The organism is Campylobacter sp. BCW_4321 (assembly GCF_001763075.1).
Taxonomy (GTDB): domain Bacteria; phylum Campylobacterota; class Campylobacteria; order Campylobacterales; family Campylobacteraceae; genus Campylobacter_D; species Campylobacter_D jejuni.
Genome location: NZ_MJYA01000007.1, coordinates 48,233 through 62,673, shown reverse-complemented (window position 1 = coordinate 62,673; position 14,441 = coordinate 48,233). Strand labels below are relative to the sequence as shown.

Below are 14,441 nucleotides of genomic sequence, written 5' to 3'. Positions count from 1 at the left end.
TATGAAAACTTTAACTATTATCGATACTTTTGGATTTTTTTTCAGACTTTACTACGCATTAAAAGGTTTTAAAAATTCACAAGGACAAGCTAGTGGAATGATTAGCGGTTTTGCAAATTTTATTTATAGCTTAAAAAATGAACATAAAAGTGATTATATTGTTTTTGCATTAGACTCCAAAGGAAAAACTTTTCGTAGCGAAATTGATCCAAACTATAAACAAAATCGCACTCCACCACCACCTGAACTTCTAGAACAAATTCCAATTTGCATAGAGATGATAGAAAAAATGGGTTTTATAAGCGTTTCTAGGGAAGGTTATGAAGCCGATGATATCATCGCTTCTTTTGTAAAAACTTGTGAAGATAGGGATATTTTTGTACGCATTATCACTCAAGATAAAGATCTTTATCAACTCATAAAAGATGGTAAAACAAGTATTTATAGCCCTATTTCTAAAAACGACTATGATGAAGCAGCGTGTTTAGAAAAATACGGAGTAAAACCTCATCAAATCAGAGATTTTTTAGCTCTTTGCGGAGATAGTTCTGATAATATTCCAGGCGTTAAAGGTATAGGCGCAAAAGGAGCCAAAACCTTACTTGATGAATTTGGCAGCATAGAAGGAATTTATGAAAATTTAACCCTAGTACGCAACGAAAGAAGTCGTAATTTGCTTTTAGAGGGTAAGGAAAATGCATTTTTAAGCAAAAAATTAGCTTCTTTGTATGAAAATTTAGAAGTGCAAGATCTTATAGAAAAAGCCACTTATCCTGATGAAGAACCTCTTTTAAAAATACTTGAAATTTTAGAACATTACGAACTTAATGCTTTGCTTAAAAAACTGCGTCAAAATCCTGATAATAAAGATAAAAATTTAGGTTTTAAAGCCACTTTAATACAAGATGAAAACAAACTTTTTGAAATTTTAAATACTCTTGATAAAGAAAGTATTATTGCTTTTGATACCGAAACTACAGGACTTGATACAAAAGAGGCAAAAATTGTTGGTTTTAGTTTTTGTATGAGTGAAAACGAAGCCTTTTATGTGCCTTTAACTCATAATTATCTTGGAGTAGGTGAGCAAATCTCATTGCAAAATGCCAAAAAAGCCATAGAACTAATCTTTAATCATTTTGTTATAGGGCACAATCTCAAATATGATTTTAAAATCATTCAAAATAATTTTGGATTAAATTTACCTCAAAAATACGCAGATACAATGATTTTAGCATGGCTTAAAAATCCTTCTTTAAGAGTAAATATGGATGATTTAGCCTTAAGACTTTTTAATTACGAAACCTTGCATTTTGAAAGCCTTGTTAAAAAAGGAGAAAATTTTGCAAGTGTAGAACTTGAAAAAGCTTGCAAATACGCCGCAGAAGATGCTTATATCACGTTAAGATTTTATCTTTATTTTTTAAAAAATCTTGAAACTCCTTTATTAGAACTTGCTAAAAACTGTGAATTTGATTTCATTAAAATCATTATGATGATGGAAGAAAATGGCATAAAGCTTGATACAAATGCACTTGAAGCCCTTATGAAAAAATTTGAAAATGAAATCAAAAATTTAAGTGAAGAAATTTATACTCTTTGTGAGGATAGATTTAACCTAAACTCACCTAAACAAGTAGGTGATATACTTTTTGAAAAACTTAAACTTCCAAGTGGAAAAAAAGGAAAAACAGGATATTCTACCGATGAAAAAGTTTTAAATGCACTTTTAGATAAACATCCTGTAATTGCCAAAATTTTAGATTATAGAGAACTTGCCAAACTTTATTCCACTTATTGCGAACCTTTGTTAAAACTAGCGTTAAAAGATGAAAATTCACGCATTTACTCAAGTTTTTTACAAACTGGAACTGCAACGGGTCGCCTTTCATCTAAAGATCCAAATTTGCAAAATATTCCTGCACACGGACAATACGCAAAAGATTATAAATCTTGCTTTGTAGCTAAAGATGGATTTAGTTTTATCTCTCTTGATTATTCTCAAATCGAACTGAGAATGCTTGCACATTTTAGCGAAGATGAAAAACTTTTAAATGCTTTTGCTAACGATGAAGATATACATGCAAGAACAGCTATAATGATTTTTGGAGAAAGCAATTATGAAACCAGAAGTGTTGCAAAAAGTATAAATTTTGGACTTATTTATGGCATGGGCTATAAAACTTTAAGTCAAAATTTAAAAATAGAAGCTCATTTAGCCAAATCTTATATAGAAAAATATTTTGAAAATTTTACTAGCATTAAAAAATATTTTGAAACAGTTAAAAACGAAGCTAAACAAAATGGTTTTATCACTACTTTAAGCGGTCGCAAGCGTTATTTTGATTTTGAAAATGCAAAACCTATGCAAATTGCCATGTATGAAAGAGAAAGCATTAATTCAATCTTGCAAGGTTCAGCAGCAGATGTAATCAAACTTGCAATGCTAGAAATCAATAAAGAATTAAATGAAGACAAAAAGCTTATTTTGCAAATTCATGATGAATTAATTTTTGAAGTAAAAGATGATTTATGTGAAAATTTTGTAAAAAAAACTAGAGATATTATGGAAAATATAGTAAAATTAAAAATAAAATTAAAAACAAGCTCAAGTATTGCCAAAAATTGGGGCGATTTAAAATAATCAAGGAGATATTTATATGGATCTTTCAACCATACTGGGAATGGTGCTTGCAGTTACTAGTATTTCAGTAGGAGATATACTAGAAGGTGGTAATCCTTTACATGTTGTACATCTTTCTTCCTTTCTTATAGTTATGCCAACAGCTGCATTTTGTGCAATGACTTCTACACATAAAAAAATTGTAAAAGCAGCTTATAAAGAACTCAAAGTTGTCTTTAAAGGCTCTGGAGTAAATCTACCTGAAAGGATAGCCCAGTTAATAGAATTTGCCATTATTGCAAGAAGAGATGGGCTTTTAGCATTAGAATCAAGAACCAATGAGATTGAAAATGAATTTTTAAAAAATGCTATGATGATGCTTGTAGATGGTAAAAGCTTTGAAGAAATTCACGAAAGCATGGAAATACAAACCGAACAACTTGAAGAGCATTATAAAGAATGTGCAGAATATTGGATAGTATTTGGAGAAACTTGCCCTACCATGGGACTTGTTGGAGCGGTTTTTGGTCTTATTCTAGCTCTTAAATTGCTAGACAATCCTCAAGCAATGGCAGCGGGTATTTCAGGTGCTTTTACAGCTACGGTTACTGGGATTTTTGGTGCTTATGCGCTTTTTGCACCTTGGGGAAGAAAAATGAAAGCTAATGGAATGGATCTTGTAAAAGAGCAAATTGTCATCACTGAAGCCATAAAAGGAATTGCAGAAGGTGCGAATCCTAGAGATTTGGAAGCTAAGCTTTTTAATTTCTTAAGTCACGATGATCCAAAAATTTCACAATTTGACAAAGGTTAAAAATGGCCAAGAAACATAAATGTCCAGAATGTCCTGCAGGTGAAAAATGGGCTGTACCTTATGCAGACTTTCTAAGTTTGCTTTTGGCGCTTTTTATTGCTCTTTGGGCAATTTCTAAAACAAATCCTGCTAAAGTAGAGGCTTTAAAAACCGAATTTGTTAAAATCTTTGATTATACCTCTACTCAAACAGTCAAAGAAGAGAGCAAAACCCAAGAAAAATATAAGGGTGCAGCAAAAGAAGAAAGTGATGAACTCAAATCGTTAAAACAAATGACTATGACACAGCAAGAAACCATCAAACGTCTTCAAGCGGCTCTAGATCAAAGCGACAATCAGGTTGCTCTTAACCTTCCATCCAAAGTTGAATTTGAAAGAGGTAGCGCTCAAATCGTTTCAGCTGATATACAAGATTATTTAAAACGTATGGCTGAACTAACAACATATTTGCCACCTCAAGCAAAAATAGAAATTAGAGGCTATACAGACAATAGCGACTCTATTATAAGAAGTTATGAACTCGCCTACCAAAGAGCAGAAAATGTATTAAAATATTTTATAGAAGGTGGAGCAAATTTGAAAAATATTAGCATTAAAAGCTACGGGCTTAATAATCCCATCAATGGAAATCCGCAAGCCTTAGAAAATAATAGAGTAGAAATATATTTTAAAGTCGATACAGCAGATACAAGCACTCAAAAATCTGTTCTTGAACTTATCAATAAAATAGGAACTAAAACACCTTAAAAGTTTTAGTTTCCTTTTTTTACTTGACCAGCTAAACGACTCTTATTATTTGTATTATAAACAAATCCTAGCACCTCAGCTACAGCTTTAAACATTTCCCTAGGAATAAGATCATTAACATCACAAGCTTTATAAAGCTCTCTTGCTAAAGGAGGATTTTCATAAACCACAACATTATTTTCATAGGCTACTTGTTTTATGCGAAGAGCGAGAAAATCCACTCCTTTGGCAACAACCCTAGGGGCTTGTTCTTTACTTGTATCATAACGAATAGCTACGGCATAATGCGTTGGGTTTGTGATCACCACATCCGCACCTGCAACATCTTGAACCATACGACGACGCGCAGCTTCCATTTGAAGTCTACGAATTCTACCTTTAACCTGAGGATCTCCTTCCATTTGTTTATACTCATCTTTTATTTCTTGTTTGCTCATACGCAAACCTTTAAAATACTGAAAACGCACCAAAAAAACATCTAAAACAGCAATAATTAAAAAAGCAACTATAACAATAGCTGCTAAAACAATAGCTCTGTCTCTTAGCCAAGTAAGCTGTGCAACCATAGTATAAAGCTCAACTCTTGGAAGCTCTTGCATAAATTTAAGTAAAACTATAAAAGCTATAGTAAAAACAATACCCACTTTTAAAATAATTTTTATACTTTCAACAATTTTTTTCAATGAAAAAAGGTTTTTTAAACCTTTTAGAGGATTGATTTTTCCTAAATTTGGCATAATAGGTTTAGTTGTAAAAATAAAACCAAATTGCATAATATTTCCCAAAACCCCAGCAATCATAATACTTAAAACAATAGGTGCAAGAATAATTAAAACCTCAAAAATGCTTTTAATCATAATGGCTTGAATAATACGCAAATCAAATTCAACACCAATAAAACTTTGATAGTATCTATATAAATTTACAATTCTCTCGCCCATAAAACTCATCATAAGTAAAGTTATAGTTACTCCAATTATCAAAGTTACAATAGCTGCCGCATCTTGAGACTTTGGAACATTACCTTCTTTACGCGCATCTTCTATCTTTTTGGACGTGGGTTCTTCTGTTTTTTCTTGATCTTCGCCTGCCATATTTTAGCCTAAGTAAAAATTTTAATATGTGTGTAAAATTATAGTAGAAAATTTATGAATTTCAATTAAAGAATAAAAATGAAGAAAAAGCCTCATGAAGAGGCTTTATACTAAGAAATTAAAGTTTAGCTTCGTTTTTACCAAGATATTCAGCCACGCCTTTAGGGTTAGCTTTCATACCTTCATCGCCCTTATTCCATCCTGCAGGACAAACTTCACCATGCTCATTTGTAAAAAGCATAGTATCAACCATTCTTAACATTTCATCTATATTTCTACCTAGTGGTAAATCATTAACCACAGCATGGCGAACTGTTCCATCAGCATCAAGCAAGAACGAACCACGAAGGGCAACTGCTTCTGCATAAAGTACATCAAAATTTCTAGCAATCTGCTTAGTTAAGTCAGCAACAAGCGGAAATTTAACCTGACCAATACCACCTTGATTTACTGGAGTATTTTTCCAAGCAAAATGTGAAAATTCATTATCTCCTGAAATTCCAATTACTTCAATACCGCGGTTTTTAAATTCTTGATATCTTTTGTCAAAAGCTATAATTTCTGAAGGACAAACAAAAGTAAAATCTTTTGGATAAAAGAATACTACCGCTCCTTTTGGGCCTATGTTTTTGTAAAGATTAAAATCTTGAACAATTTCATTGTTTCCTAATACCGCTGGAGCAGTAAAATCTAAAGCTTTTTTAGTAACTATCATATTTTCTCCTAAATAATAAATTTTATTGATAACGAAATTATATCGTTTAAATCTTTATTTTTTTTTAAATATCCAAAATAATATTAAAAATTTAAGAAAGTTATAATTATTATCAAATAAGGTAAATTTTGATTATCAAAATTTACCTTATTTAAGAATTTTATGCTAAAATCATTTAAATCTTAATATTAAAAAGGAGAAAAAATGGCTGTAAAAATTACAGATATATGTATTGCTTGTGGTTCTTGTATTGATGAGTGTCCAGTGAGTGCTATCGTTGATGATGCTAACAATCCAGAAGGTGAAGATAGATATTATGTTTATGCAAACAAATGCGTTGAATGCGTAGGACATAATGATCAACCAGCCTGTGCTAGCGCTTGCCCAACAGATGGATGTATAGTTTGGAGTGCTGTAGAATCAGGACAACCAAGTCGTGATAATATTGGCGCTGATATGAGAAGTGGGGACACTCCAGTTTTTGCATAATTTTAAAAAAAGAAAAAGCTAGGAATCTCTAGCTTTTTCTTTTAATTTAACTTTCTTTAAACAAATTCAAGTATAATTTTAAGCTTTATTAAAACAAGGAGTTATTACAAAGATGGAAAAAACTTTATCTATAATTAAACCTGATGCTGTTAAAAAAGGTGTTATAGGAAAAATTTTAGATCGTTTTGAAAGCAATGGATTAAGAATCGCTGCAATGAAAAAAGTTCAACTTAGCAAAGAACAAGCTGAAAATTTTTATGCTGTTCATAAAGAAAGACCTTTTTTTAAAGACTTGATTGAATTTATGATTAGCGGTCCTGTTGTTGTTTCTGTACTAGAAGGAGAAGGTGCCGTATTAAAAAATAGAGATTTAATGGGAGCGACAAATCCTAAAGAAGCTAAAGCAGGAACAATTAGAGCCGATTTTGCTGAGAGTATTGATGCTAATGCTGTTCATGGAAGCGACAGCTTGGAAAATGCAAAAATAGAAGTTGAATTTTTCTTTAAACCAAACGAAATTTGCTAAATGAAAATCCCTTTTTCTAAGATTAACATAAAGGAATATCCTTTTAAACTTAATCTTGAGAATATGATTTTTGAAGGAAATTTAGTAAAAATAAATCCTAAGCTTGTTAAAATAAATGCTATTATGCAAGGTTTTATCTATAGACCTTGTGATAGTTGTGGAACTGAGTTAGAACTTGAAATTAAAGAAAATTTAGAACTTTTTGCAAGTGATGGTATTTTTAAAGATGAAGCAAACAAATTGAGCAATACTATAGAATTTTTCGATGGACATATTGATTTAATAGAAGTTGCTATCAGCGAGCTTGAAGCTTATTTGAGTGATTATTTTTATTGCATAAATTGCAATAATTAATTAAATTTTATAAAGGAGAAAAAATGGCAGTACCAAAGAGAAGAGTGAGCAAAACTCGTGCAGCTAAACGCAGAACTCACTATAAAGTTAGTCTTCCTATGCCTATAAAAGACAAAGATGGAAGCTACAAAATGCCTCACCGTGCGAATCCAACAACTAAGGAATATTAAAATCAATGATTAACATTGCCATTGATGCAATGGGTGGTGATTTTGGAGAAAAACCCATTATAGAAGGCGTTTTAAAGGCACTAGAAGCAAAACCTTTTAACGCTATCTTAGTGGGAAATTCTAAAATTCTAAAACCTTTAATACCAAAAAAATTAGAGCAATATATACAATACGAAGAAGCTAGTGAAATTTTTTCGATGAATGAAAATGCCACAGATGCTTTAAAAAATAAAGAAACAACCATATACAAAGCTATTAATTTATTAAAAGAAAAAAAAGTAGATGCTGTAGTTTCAGCGGGTCATAGTGGAGCAAGTATGTCTTTGGCTACCTTAAGGCTTGGAAGACTTAAAGGTATTTCAAGACCTGCTATTGCCACTTTAATGCCAAATATCGTTAACAAAACTTTACTTTTGGATGTTGGAGCTAATACAGATTGTAAAGCTGAAAATTTATTTCAATTTGCCATAATGGGTGAAGTTTATGCTAAAGAAATTATGCAAATTCAAAAACCACGCCTTGCTTTACTTTCTAATGGTGAAGAAGAATGCAAAGGTAATGAACTTACCAAAGAAAGTCATCAGCTTATGAAAAAAATTCCAAATTTTATAGGTAATGCTGAAGGTAGAGATATTTTCAATGGTGAAATAGATGTTTTAGTCTGCGATGGTTTTGATGGAAATGTTATCTTAAAGGCTTGTGAAGGTGTGGCAACAGCTATTTTTCAACTTCTAAAAAACGAAGTAAAGCAATCTTTTATTTCTAAAATAGGTGCTTTACTTATGAAGCCATCTTTTAAAAAATTAAAAAAACACACAGATTGGCAAGAATATGGCGGAGCACCCCTTCTTGGAGTTAATGGCTGCGTGATCATAAGTCATGGAAAAAGCGATTCTAGAGCTATTAAAAATGCAATTTTTCAAGCTATAAATTTTAGCCAATCTCATATCAATAAATTTATAGAAAATGAACTTGGGAAATACAATGCTTAAAGCCAGTCTTAAAAGTATAGCTTCTTATATTCCAGAAAAAATTTTAAGCAATGCTGATCTTGAAAAAATGGTAGATACCACCGATGAATGGATCACTAGACGCACAGGTATTAAAGAAAGGCGCATTGCTAGTGAAAATGAAAATACTAGCGATTTGGGCACAAAAGCTGCATTAAAAGCCATAGAAAGAGCAAATTTAAAACCTGAAGATATTGATGCGATTCTTGTAGCTACTTTAAGTCCTGATTATTTTACTATGCCTTCAACGGCTTGTAAAATTGCTTCAAATTTAGGACTTGTAAATATTAGCGCTTTTGATATTTCAGCAGCTTGTTCTGGTTTTATCTATTTGCTTGAACAAGCTAAAGCCTTAGTAGAAAGTGGTTTGAAAAAAAATGTTTTAATCATAGGAGCTGAAAAAACAAGTTCAATTATGGATTACAATGACAGAAGTATTTGCATACTCTTTGGAGACGGTGCAGGTGCTGGAGTTGTAAGTTTGGATAATGAAAATCATATCCTTGATGTACATACTGCAAGCAATGGTAATTATGGAGATCTTTTAATGACTCAAAGATCGCAAAAATCAAGCCTATGTCAAACACTTTCTATGCAAATGAAAGGCAATGAAGTTTTTAAAATAGCAGTAAACACGCTTAGTAATGATGTTGTAGAAATTTTAGCTAAAAATAACATTTTAGCACAAGAAATTGATCTTTTTATTCCTCATCAAGCTAATCTACGCATCATTAAAGCCGTCCAAGAAAAACTCAATCTAAGCGATGAAAAATGTGTGATCACTGTACAAAAATATGGCAATACTTCAGCTGCTTCTATACCTATGGCAATGAATGATGCCTATGAAGAAGGTCGACTTAAAAAAGGAAATCTGATCTTACTAGATGCTTTTGGCGGTGGTTTTACTTGGGGATCTGCGCTTTTAAAATTTGGAGGAGAGAATTTTTAATTCTCTCTTAGCTTTCCAAAAGCTTGAATTTCTACCAAATAACCCTCTGCTAAAGCACTTCCTACACAAGCTCTAACAGGTTTAGGATAATTTTTAATCCAAGCATCATAAATTTCATTCATTGCATCAAAATCTTGCATATTAGCTAACCAGATTTGAATTTGAATCAAATCTCCTTTGTTTGCGCCTATTTTTTCAAACAAAGCATCAAGTTCTGCAAGCGCTTCTTTAGTTTGTTTTTTAATATCTCCGCTAGGTTCAAAAGCCACTTGTCCTGCAGTCTTAAAATATTTATCAAAAACAATAATTTGCGACATTCTATCGCACTCATCAAAACGCTTTATCATGCATATTTTCCTTGAAATTCTTTCATAAATTCACACAAGGTTTTTACCTGATCCAAATTAAGCGCATTATAAATACTTGCACGAATTCCTCCTAAAATTCTATGTCCTTTAAGTCCTATCATTCCAGCTTCTTCGGCTTCCTTTACAAAAAGAGGCTCTAAATCTTTATTTTTAGCAATATTAAAACTCACATTCATTAAAGATCTATCCTTTTTATCTGCATGTCCTTTATAAAATCCATTACTTAAATCAATACATTCATAAAGCATAGTAGCTTTTTGAGAATTTTTCTCATGCACTTTATCAAGCCCACCTTGATTTAAAAGCCAATCCATTTCAAGATTAAACATATAAATGGCAAAGGTTGGAGGCGTGTTAAACAAGGACTGATTCTCAGCATGAGTCAAATAATTTAACATACTAGGAATTTGTTTATTTTTAGATCTTTCTAACATATCTTTACGGATAAAAATACAACTTAAACCCGAAATTCCAGCATTTTTTTGCACTCCGCCATAAAAAAGAGCAATATTTGAAAAATCTACTTTTCTAGAAAAAAAATCACTCGATGCATCCACAATCAAAGGAGTTTTAGTTTTAGGATAATTTTGATATTGAGTGCCGTAAATAGTATTGTTAGAACAAATATAAGCATAATCAGCATTATCGCTAAATTCCACTCTAGGAATATGATCGAAATTACTTTCCTCACTACTTGCTACGGTTTTAACATTGACACCTAAAATTTGTGCTTCTTTAATCGCTTTTTTTGTCCAAACTCCTGTATTTGCATATTCACAAACCCCATTTAAAGCTAAATTCATAGGAATCATAGCAAATTGCAAACTTGCTCCACCTTGTAAAAATAATACTTCATAATCATCATTTAACTCGTAAAGTTTTTTAGCTTTCTCTTGTGCTCCAAAATGCACTTCTTCAAATACTTTTGTGCGGTGAGAAATTTCCATTATAGAATAACCCCTACCCTGATAATCACAGAGTTCTTTTTGAGCTTGCTCTAAAATTTCTAAAGGTAAAGTCGATGGCCCTGCACTGAAATTGATTTTTCTCATAATCTATCCTTATAAAATTTTTGCTTCTTTTTGAGAAGTTTGAGAACTTAAAATAACGATATCATCACTCTTAAGATCTTCTAAATTTGCTATTTTACCATTTTTTCTGATACAAATAAACTTTTTGCTTTTATTAAAAAAATTCTCATGTTGCAAATAAGCATTTTGCAATTTATCTAATTTTAATTCATTATAACGCATTTGATTTGCCAATAGATGATTTAATTGCTTTTCTATATTATGGCTTTGTTTTATTTTTTCATCTATTATTTTTGGCAAAGAATTAAATTTGAAAAATTTGCTTAAATTTAAAAGCAAATTTTCATAATTTTGTATTTTATAATTCCAAAGTTGCATTAATTTTTCTTCCATTAAATCCAAACTTTGCTCTATATCCAACTTAGAATAAAACAAAGTATCTATAGCAGCTGAAGGCGTTGGAGCTCTAAAATCTGCAACAAAATCACTAATAACATAATCAATCTCATGTCCTATGGCTGAAATAATAGGAGTTTTTGCTTTAAAAATCTCTCTTGCTAAATTTTCATCATTAAAACAAAAAAGATCTTCTCTGCTTCCTCCACCACGTGCTATAATAAGAACATCTAAATCCATATCATCGGCTTTTTTTAAAGCTTGTATAAGAGAAAAAGGAGCATTATTTCCTTGAGTTAAAGCATCAAAAATATAAATTTTTGCCAAAAAATATTCTTTTTGGTGAATAAGTTTTAACATATCTTGCAAAGCAGCAGAAGTTTTTGAAGTGATAATGCCTACTTTTTTAGGAAATTTTGGCAAAGATTTTTTAAAGCGTGGATCAAAAAGTCCTTCTTTTTGCAAACGCTCTTTTAAAGCCAAAAACTGTGCTTCCAAATCCCCAAAACCTGCTTTTTTCATACTAGTAGCGATAAATTGATAACGACCACTTTCAGGATATAAACTTACACTTCCACAAAGCTCTAAAAAATTCCCCACAGCTGGTTTAAATCCGACTTTTAAATTAGCTCCTTTAAACATAGCACAAGCAATGCTTGATCTTTCATCTTTTAAATCAAAATACCAATGTCCTGAACCATGCAAAGTAATTTTTGAAATTTCTCCACTTAAAACTATATCATCAAAATGTGTTTCTAATAAAGCCTTTGCTTTAAGATTTAATTCTGTTGGTGTCATAGTTTTTTTGCTATAAACATTGAACTCACGCCAAAGCTAAAACTTTTATAATCAAGTATTTCAAAACCAGCATTTTTAAGTTCTAAGATGAACTCTTCCTTACTTAAAAATCCTTCAATAGAGTTTGGCAAATACTCATAAGCACTTTTATTTTTACTGATTATCCCACCTATACTTGGTAAAATATTTTTAAGATAAAAATCTCTACAAGCTGCTATAAATCCACCCTTTTCTCTTTTTGTAAATTCCAAAACTACCAAAATACCATCTTTTTGAAGTACTCTAGCAAATTCACTTAAGGCTTTTTGTCTTTCTACAACATTGCGAATGCCATAACTAATGCTTAAAATATCTAAACTTTGACTTTCTAAAGGTAAATTTTGCGCCCCTGCTTCTATAAATTCGACATTTGGAAATTTTTCTTTTGCAATATTTAGCATGCCACTACTTGGATCAATACCTTTAATATTTAAAATATTTTTTTCCATTTTTAAAGCACTCTCTTGCCAAATCTCTATCATATCCCCTGTGCCACAGGCAATATCAGCGATTTTTAAATCTTTTTTTAAATACAAACTCATCACTCTTTGACAAGCTTTTTTGCGCCACGCTACATCAGCTCCAAAGCTTAAAATTCTATTCGCCTTATCATAAGTAGGTGCAATTTGATTAAACATTTCTATAATTTTTTCTTGTTTTTGCATTTTTATCCTTTGTAAATTTTCAAATTTTTACTTGATTTTTTAAGCAATTTGCAAAATTTATTTTTATTATTGATTATTTTCGAAAAAATATTTTTATCTCTATCTTTGCAATATTTTTCATAAAGTTTGTTTAAATTTTTTATCTCTAAAAAACGATAAAAATATTCTAAAAATATTGCCAATTCAAAAAAACTATTTTCAAAAAGCTCTAAATCAAAATTTTTTAGTATATTTTTTCTAAATAAAATAATTTTTTTTCTAAGTTCTAACGCAACAAGTTGTTTAAAAAACCTATCTTTGCAATCGCCTTCATAAAAAGAATTTTCCTTTATGAAAAAATCAAAATCATTAAACAAATCTTGGATTTTTTCATCGCTTAAAAATAGCAATAAATCTTGATTTGAATTTTCACTTGCTAAAATATCTTGAGTTTTTTTCGTTATATCTTTAAACTTTAAAGCCAAAATATTACTCAAATTTTTATCTAAAATAGTATTCATGCTTGATAAAACTATATACAAACTTCTTGAACAAAATAAAAATTCACATAAACTTTGCTTATCTTTTCTCTCTAAAGATAAAGTCCAATAAAATTTTAATTTTTTAAATAAATAAAATAAAAAAATCCTAAATCCATCATAAGCATTAATATAATTTGGAAAATCCAAGCTAAAATTCTGATTTTTTTCTATAATTTTAAAACATTTCTCTATATCAAACTTTTGATATTCAAAACCATATAAAACGATATGTTTAGAATTTAAATCATGATGTAATTCTTTTTGAATTTTAAAATCTTTAGGAATTTTAAATTCATTGGAACTATCCAATGTTGGAAAAAATATTTTTAAAATACAAATTTTAGGCTCTTCATACATATCAATATAACTTTTTAAAGAGCAAAATTTAAATTCGAAGCGTTCTTTTTTAATACTCTTTCCTATAATCTTTTTTCGAGCTTTTTCAAATTTTTTTTTAGAAATTTTCTCTTCTTGATTCTGTTCTAAAATTGAATTATTAAATTTTGTAATTTTATAAAATTCATTGCAAAAACTTTGAAATTTAACACTATGATTTGAAGTTATTTGAGTATAAAAAGTTTCAAATTTAGAATTTCGAAAAGGTATATTATCTTTTTTTAAATTCCCTAAAAGAGTACAATCAGATAGTAAAAAGTTTTTTTGAATTTCATAAACCATTAAAATAACCCTTAAAATATATGGGTTATTTTAACCTTATTTTGCTTAATGACACTTTTTACAACTATCAACATAAGCACAAACGGACAGATGATTGATGAGATTGCCTATCTTTTTTTCTAAATGCTCTTGATATTCATAAAGCTTAGCATCTTTAAAACTTAAATCCTCTATACCACCACATTTGGCGCAAACAACATGAATATGTTCTTCTTCATAGATATCGTAACAAGTTTTTTGATTTAAAACATTGATTTCAACAACTAAACCTTGTTCTTGTAAAGTATTAAGATTTTTATAAACCGTCGCTAAAGAGATTGAAGGGTATTCTTTTTTAATTTCTGTATATAATTCATCAATATTAGGATGCTCATGTCTTTTTAAAATTTTTAAAACACATAGTCTTTGCGGAGTAGCTTTTAACTCATGTTTTTTAAGCATTTGTAGTAATTCCATTG

The 14,441-nt window shown here is 30.2% G+C and carries 17 protein-coding genes; 9 read left to right on the top strand and 8 right to left on the bottom strand.

Translation table 11 applies throughout. From position 1 onward, the window contains the following. Window position 1: 1 nt before the first annotated feature. Genes polA through motB form a run of 3 tightly spaced genes read left to right on the top strand, consistent with a single transcriptional unit; the run spans window position 2 to window position 4,180 of the window. Window positions 2–2,641, top strand: coding sequence for a DNA polymerase I (gene polA, locus AJN58_RS01185; protein ID WP_070233660.1), 2,640 nt, complete (start codon window positions 2–4; stop codon window positions 2,639–2,641). Between the two features lie 16 nt (window positions 2,642–2,657). After that, window positions 2,658–3,434: a flagellar motor stator protein MotA gene (motA, locus tag AJN58_RS01180; RefSeq protein ID WP_002854170.1), complete on the top strand. Its 777-nt coding sequence runs from the start codon at window positions 2,658–2,660 to the stop codon at window positions 3,432–3,434. 2 nt (window positions 3,435–3,436) lie between these two features. Continuing rightward, window positions 3,437–4,180 carry a flagellar motor protein MotB gene (gene motB, locus AJN58_RS01175; RefSeq protein WP_002861111.1) on the top strand — a complete coding sequence of 248 codons (744 nt, stop codon included), beginning with the start codon at window positions 3,437–3,439 and terminating at the stop codon, window positions 4,178–4,180. Window positions 4,181–4,185: 5 nt separating this feature from the next. Here the strand turns inward: motB and flhB are convergent, their stop codons facing one another. Together flhB and AJN58_RS01165 are read right to left on the bottom strand one after the other, a co-directional pair. Further along, entirely contained in the window at window positions 4,186–5,274 is a 1,089-nt protein-coding gene (gene flhB / locus AJN58_RS01170; protein ID WP_002861110.1) for a flagellar biosynthesis protein FlhB, read from the bottom strand. Window positions 5,275–5,392: 118 nt separating this feature from the next. Further along, window positions 5,393–5,989, bottom strand: a complete 597-nt coding sequence (locus AJN58_RS01165; RefSeq protein WP_002854219.1) for a peroxiredoxin — start codon at window positions 5,987–5,989, stop codon at window positions 5,393–5,395. A gap of 204 nt (window positions 5,990–6,193) precedes the next feature. Between AJN58_RS01165 and AJN58_RS01160 the strand changes: the two genes are divergently transcribed. The 6 genes from AJN58_RS01160 to AJN58_RS01135 all read left to right on the top strand — a co-directional run bounded on the left by AJN58_RS01160 (window position 6,194) and on the right by AJN58_RS01135 (window position 9,487). Beyond that, window positions 6,194–6,478 carry a DUF362 domain-containing protein gene (locus AJN58_RS01160; protein WP_002854354.1) on the top strand — a complete coding sequence of 95 codons (285 nt, stop codon included), beginning with the start codon at window positions 6,194–6,196 and terminating at the stop codon, window positions 6,476–6,478. A 112-nt stretch (window positions 6,479–6,590) separates the two neighbouring features. After that, a complete protein-coding gene (ndk, locus tag AJN58_RS01155) occupies window positions 6,591–7,004 on the top strand; it encodes a nucleoside-diphosphate kinase (RefSeq protein WP_044780421.1) in 414 nt (137 codons plus the stop codon). Then, the gene (locus AJN58_RS01150) at window positions 7,005–7,358 is read left to right on the top strand and encodes a hypothetical protein (protein WP_044780420.1); all 354 of its coding nucleotides are present in this window, start codon (window positions 7,005–7,007) and stop codon (window positions 7,356–7,358) included. Window positions 7,359–7,381: 23 nt separating this feature from the next. Beyond that, a complete protein-coding gene (gene rpmF, locus AJN58_RS01145; RefSeq protein ID WP_002858674.1) occupies window positions 7,382–7,528 on the top strand; it encodes a 50S ribosomal protein L32 in 147 nt (48 codons plus the stop codon). Between the two features lie 5 nt (window positions 7,529–7,533). Further along, window positions 7,534–8,520, top strand: a complete 987-nt coding sequence (gene plsX, locus AJN58_RS01140) for a phosphate acyltransferase PlsX (RefSeq protein WP_070233661.1) — start codon at window positions 7,534–7,536, stop codon at window positions 8,518–8,520. After that, a complete protein-coding gene (locus AJN58_RS01135) occupies window positions 8,513–9,487 on the top strand; it encodes a beta-ketoacyl-ACP synthase III (RefSeq protein ID WP_002858639.1) in 975 nt (324 codons plus the stop codon). Before plsX ends, AJN58_RS01135 begins: the two co-directional genes overlap by 8 nt. Here AJN58_RS01135 and AJN58_RS01130 read toward each other — a convergent pair. The 6 genes from AJN58_RS01130 to perR are packed head-to-tail and all read right to left on the bottom strand — an operon-like array spanning window position 9,484 to window position 14,439. After that, window positions 9,484–9,834, bottom strand: a complete 351-nt coding sequence (locus AJN58_RS01130) for a RidA family protein (RefSeq protein ID WP_002854323.1) — start codon at window positions 9,832–9,834, stop codon at window positions 9,484–9,486. The two genes, AJN58_RS01135 and AJN58_RS01130, sit on opposite strands and share 4 nt — an antisense overlap. After that, window positions 9,831–10,907: a phosphoserine transaminase gene (gene serC / locus AJN58_RS01125; RefSeq protein WP_002858670.1), complete on the bottom strand. Its 1,077-nt coding sequence runs from the start codon at window positions 10,905–10,907 to the stop codon at window positions 9,831–9,833. Before serC ends, AJN58_RS01130 begins: the two co-directional genes overlap by 4 nt. Window positions 10,908–10,916: 9 nt before the next feature. Then, window positions 10,917–12,080, bottom strand: a complete 1,164-nt coding sequence (gene xseA, locus AJN58_RS01120; protein ID WP_002859429.1) for an exodeoxyribonuclease VII large subunit — start codon at window positions 12,078–12,080, stop codon at window positions 10,917–10,919. Next, entirely contained in the window at window positions 12,077–12,784 is a 708-nt protein-coding gene (ubiE, locus tag AJN58_RS01115) for a bifunctional demethylmenaquinone methyltransferase/2-methoxy-6-polyprenyl-1,4-benzoquinol methylase UbiE (RefSeq protein WP_070233663.1), read from the bottom strand. The genes xseA and ubiE overlap by 4 nt, the downstream gene beginning before the upstream one ends. Before the next feature lie 2 nt (window positions 12,785–12,786). Next, window positions 12,787–13,983 carry a hypothetical protein gene (locus AJN58_RS01110; protein ID WP_070233664.1) on the bottom strand — a complete coding sequence of 399 codons (1,197 nt, stop codon included), beginning with the start codon at window positions 13,981–13,983 and terminating at the stop codon, window positions 12,787–12,789. A 45-nt stretch (window positions 13,984–14,028) separates the two neighbouring features. Beyond that, window positions 14,029–14,439, bottom strand: a complete 411-nt coding sequence (perR, locus tag AJN58_RS01105; RefSeq protein ID WP_070233665.1) for a peroxide-responsive transcriptional repressor PerR — start codon at window positions 14,437–14,439, stop codon at window positions 14,029–14,031. Window positions 14,440–14,441: the final 2 nt, after the last annotated feature.

What these genes read in the sequence shown, in the direction of transcription:
- flhB (WP_002861110.1), bottom strand. Translation starts at nt 5,274, where the DNA reads ATGGCAGGCGAAGATCAAGAAAAAACAGAAGAACCCACGTCCAAAAAG.
- plsX (WP_070233661.1), top strand. Translation starts at nt 7,534, where the DNA reads ATGATTAACATTGCCATTGATGCAATGGGTGGTGATTTTGGAGAAAAA.
- ubiE (WP_070233663.1), bottom strand. Translation starts at nt 12,784, where the DNA reads ATGCAAAAACAAGAAAAAATTATAGAAATGTTTAATCAAATTGCACCT.
- ndk (WP_044780421.1), top strand. Translation starts at nt 6,591, where the DNA reads ATGGAAAAAACTTTATCTATAATTAAACCTGATGCTGTTAAAAAAGGT.
- motB (WP_002861111.1), top strand. Translation starts at nt 3,437, where the DNA reads ATGGCCAAGAAACATAAATGTCCAGAATGTCCTGCAGGTGAAAAATGG.
- AJN58_RS01110 (WP_070233664.1), bottom strand. Translation starts at nt 13,983, where the DNA reads ATGGTTTATGAAATTCAAAAAAACTTTTTACTATCTGATTGTACTCTT.
- perR (WP_070233665.1), bottom strand. Translation starts at nt 14,439, where the DNA reads ATGGAATTACTACAAATGCTTAAAAAACATGAGTTAAAAGCTACTCCG.
- AJN58_RS01135 (WP_002858639.1), top strand. Translation starts at nt 8,513, where the DNA reads ATGCTTAAAGCCAGTCTTAAAAGTATAGCTTCTTATATTCCAGAAAAA.
- motA (WP_002854170.1), top strand. Translation starts at nt 2,658, where the DNA reads ATGGATCTTTCAACCATACTGGGAATGGTGCTTGCAGTTACTAGTATT.
- rpmF (WP_002858674.1), top strand. Translation starts at nt 7,382, where the DNA reads ATGGCAGTACCAAAGAGAAGAGTGAGCAAAACTCGTGCAGCTAAACGC.
- serC (WP_002858670.1), bottom strand. Translation starts at nt 10,907, where the DNA reads ATGAGAAAAATCAATTTCAGTGCAGGGCCATCGACTTTACCTTTAGAA.
- polA (WP_070233660.1), top strand. Translation starts at nt 2, where the DNA reads ATGAAAACTTTAACTATTATCGATACTTTTGGATTTTTTTTCAGACTT.
- AJN58_RS01160 (WP_002854354.1), top strand. Translation starts at nt 6,194, where the DNA reads ATGGCTGTAAAAATTACAGATATATGTATTGCTTGTGGTTCTTGTATT.
- AJN58_RS01150 (WP_044780420.1), top strand. Translation starts at nt 7,005, where the DNA reads ATGAAAATCCCTTTTTCTAAGATTAACATAAAGGAATATCCTTTTAAA.
- AJN58_RS01165 (WP_002854219.1), bottom strand. Translation starts at nt 5,989, where the DNA reads ATGATAGTTACTAAAAAAGCTTTAGATTTTACTGCTCCAGCGGTATTA.
- AJN58_RS01130 (WP_002854323.1), bottom strand. Translation starts at nt 9,834, where the DNA reads ATGATAAAGCGTTTTGATGAGTGCGATAGAATGTCGCAAATTATTGTT.
- xseA (WP_002859429.1), bottom strand. Translation starts at nt 12,080, where the DNA reads ATGACACCAACAGAATTAAATCTTAAAGCAAAGGCTTTATTAGAAACA.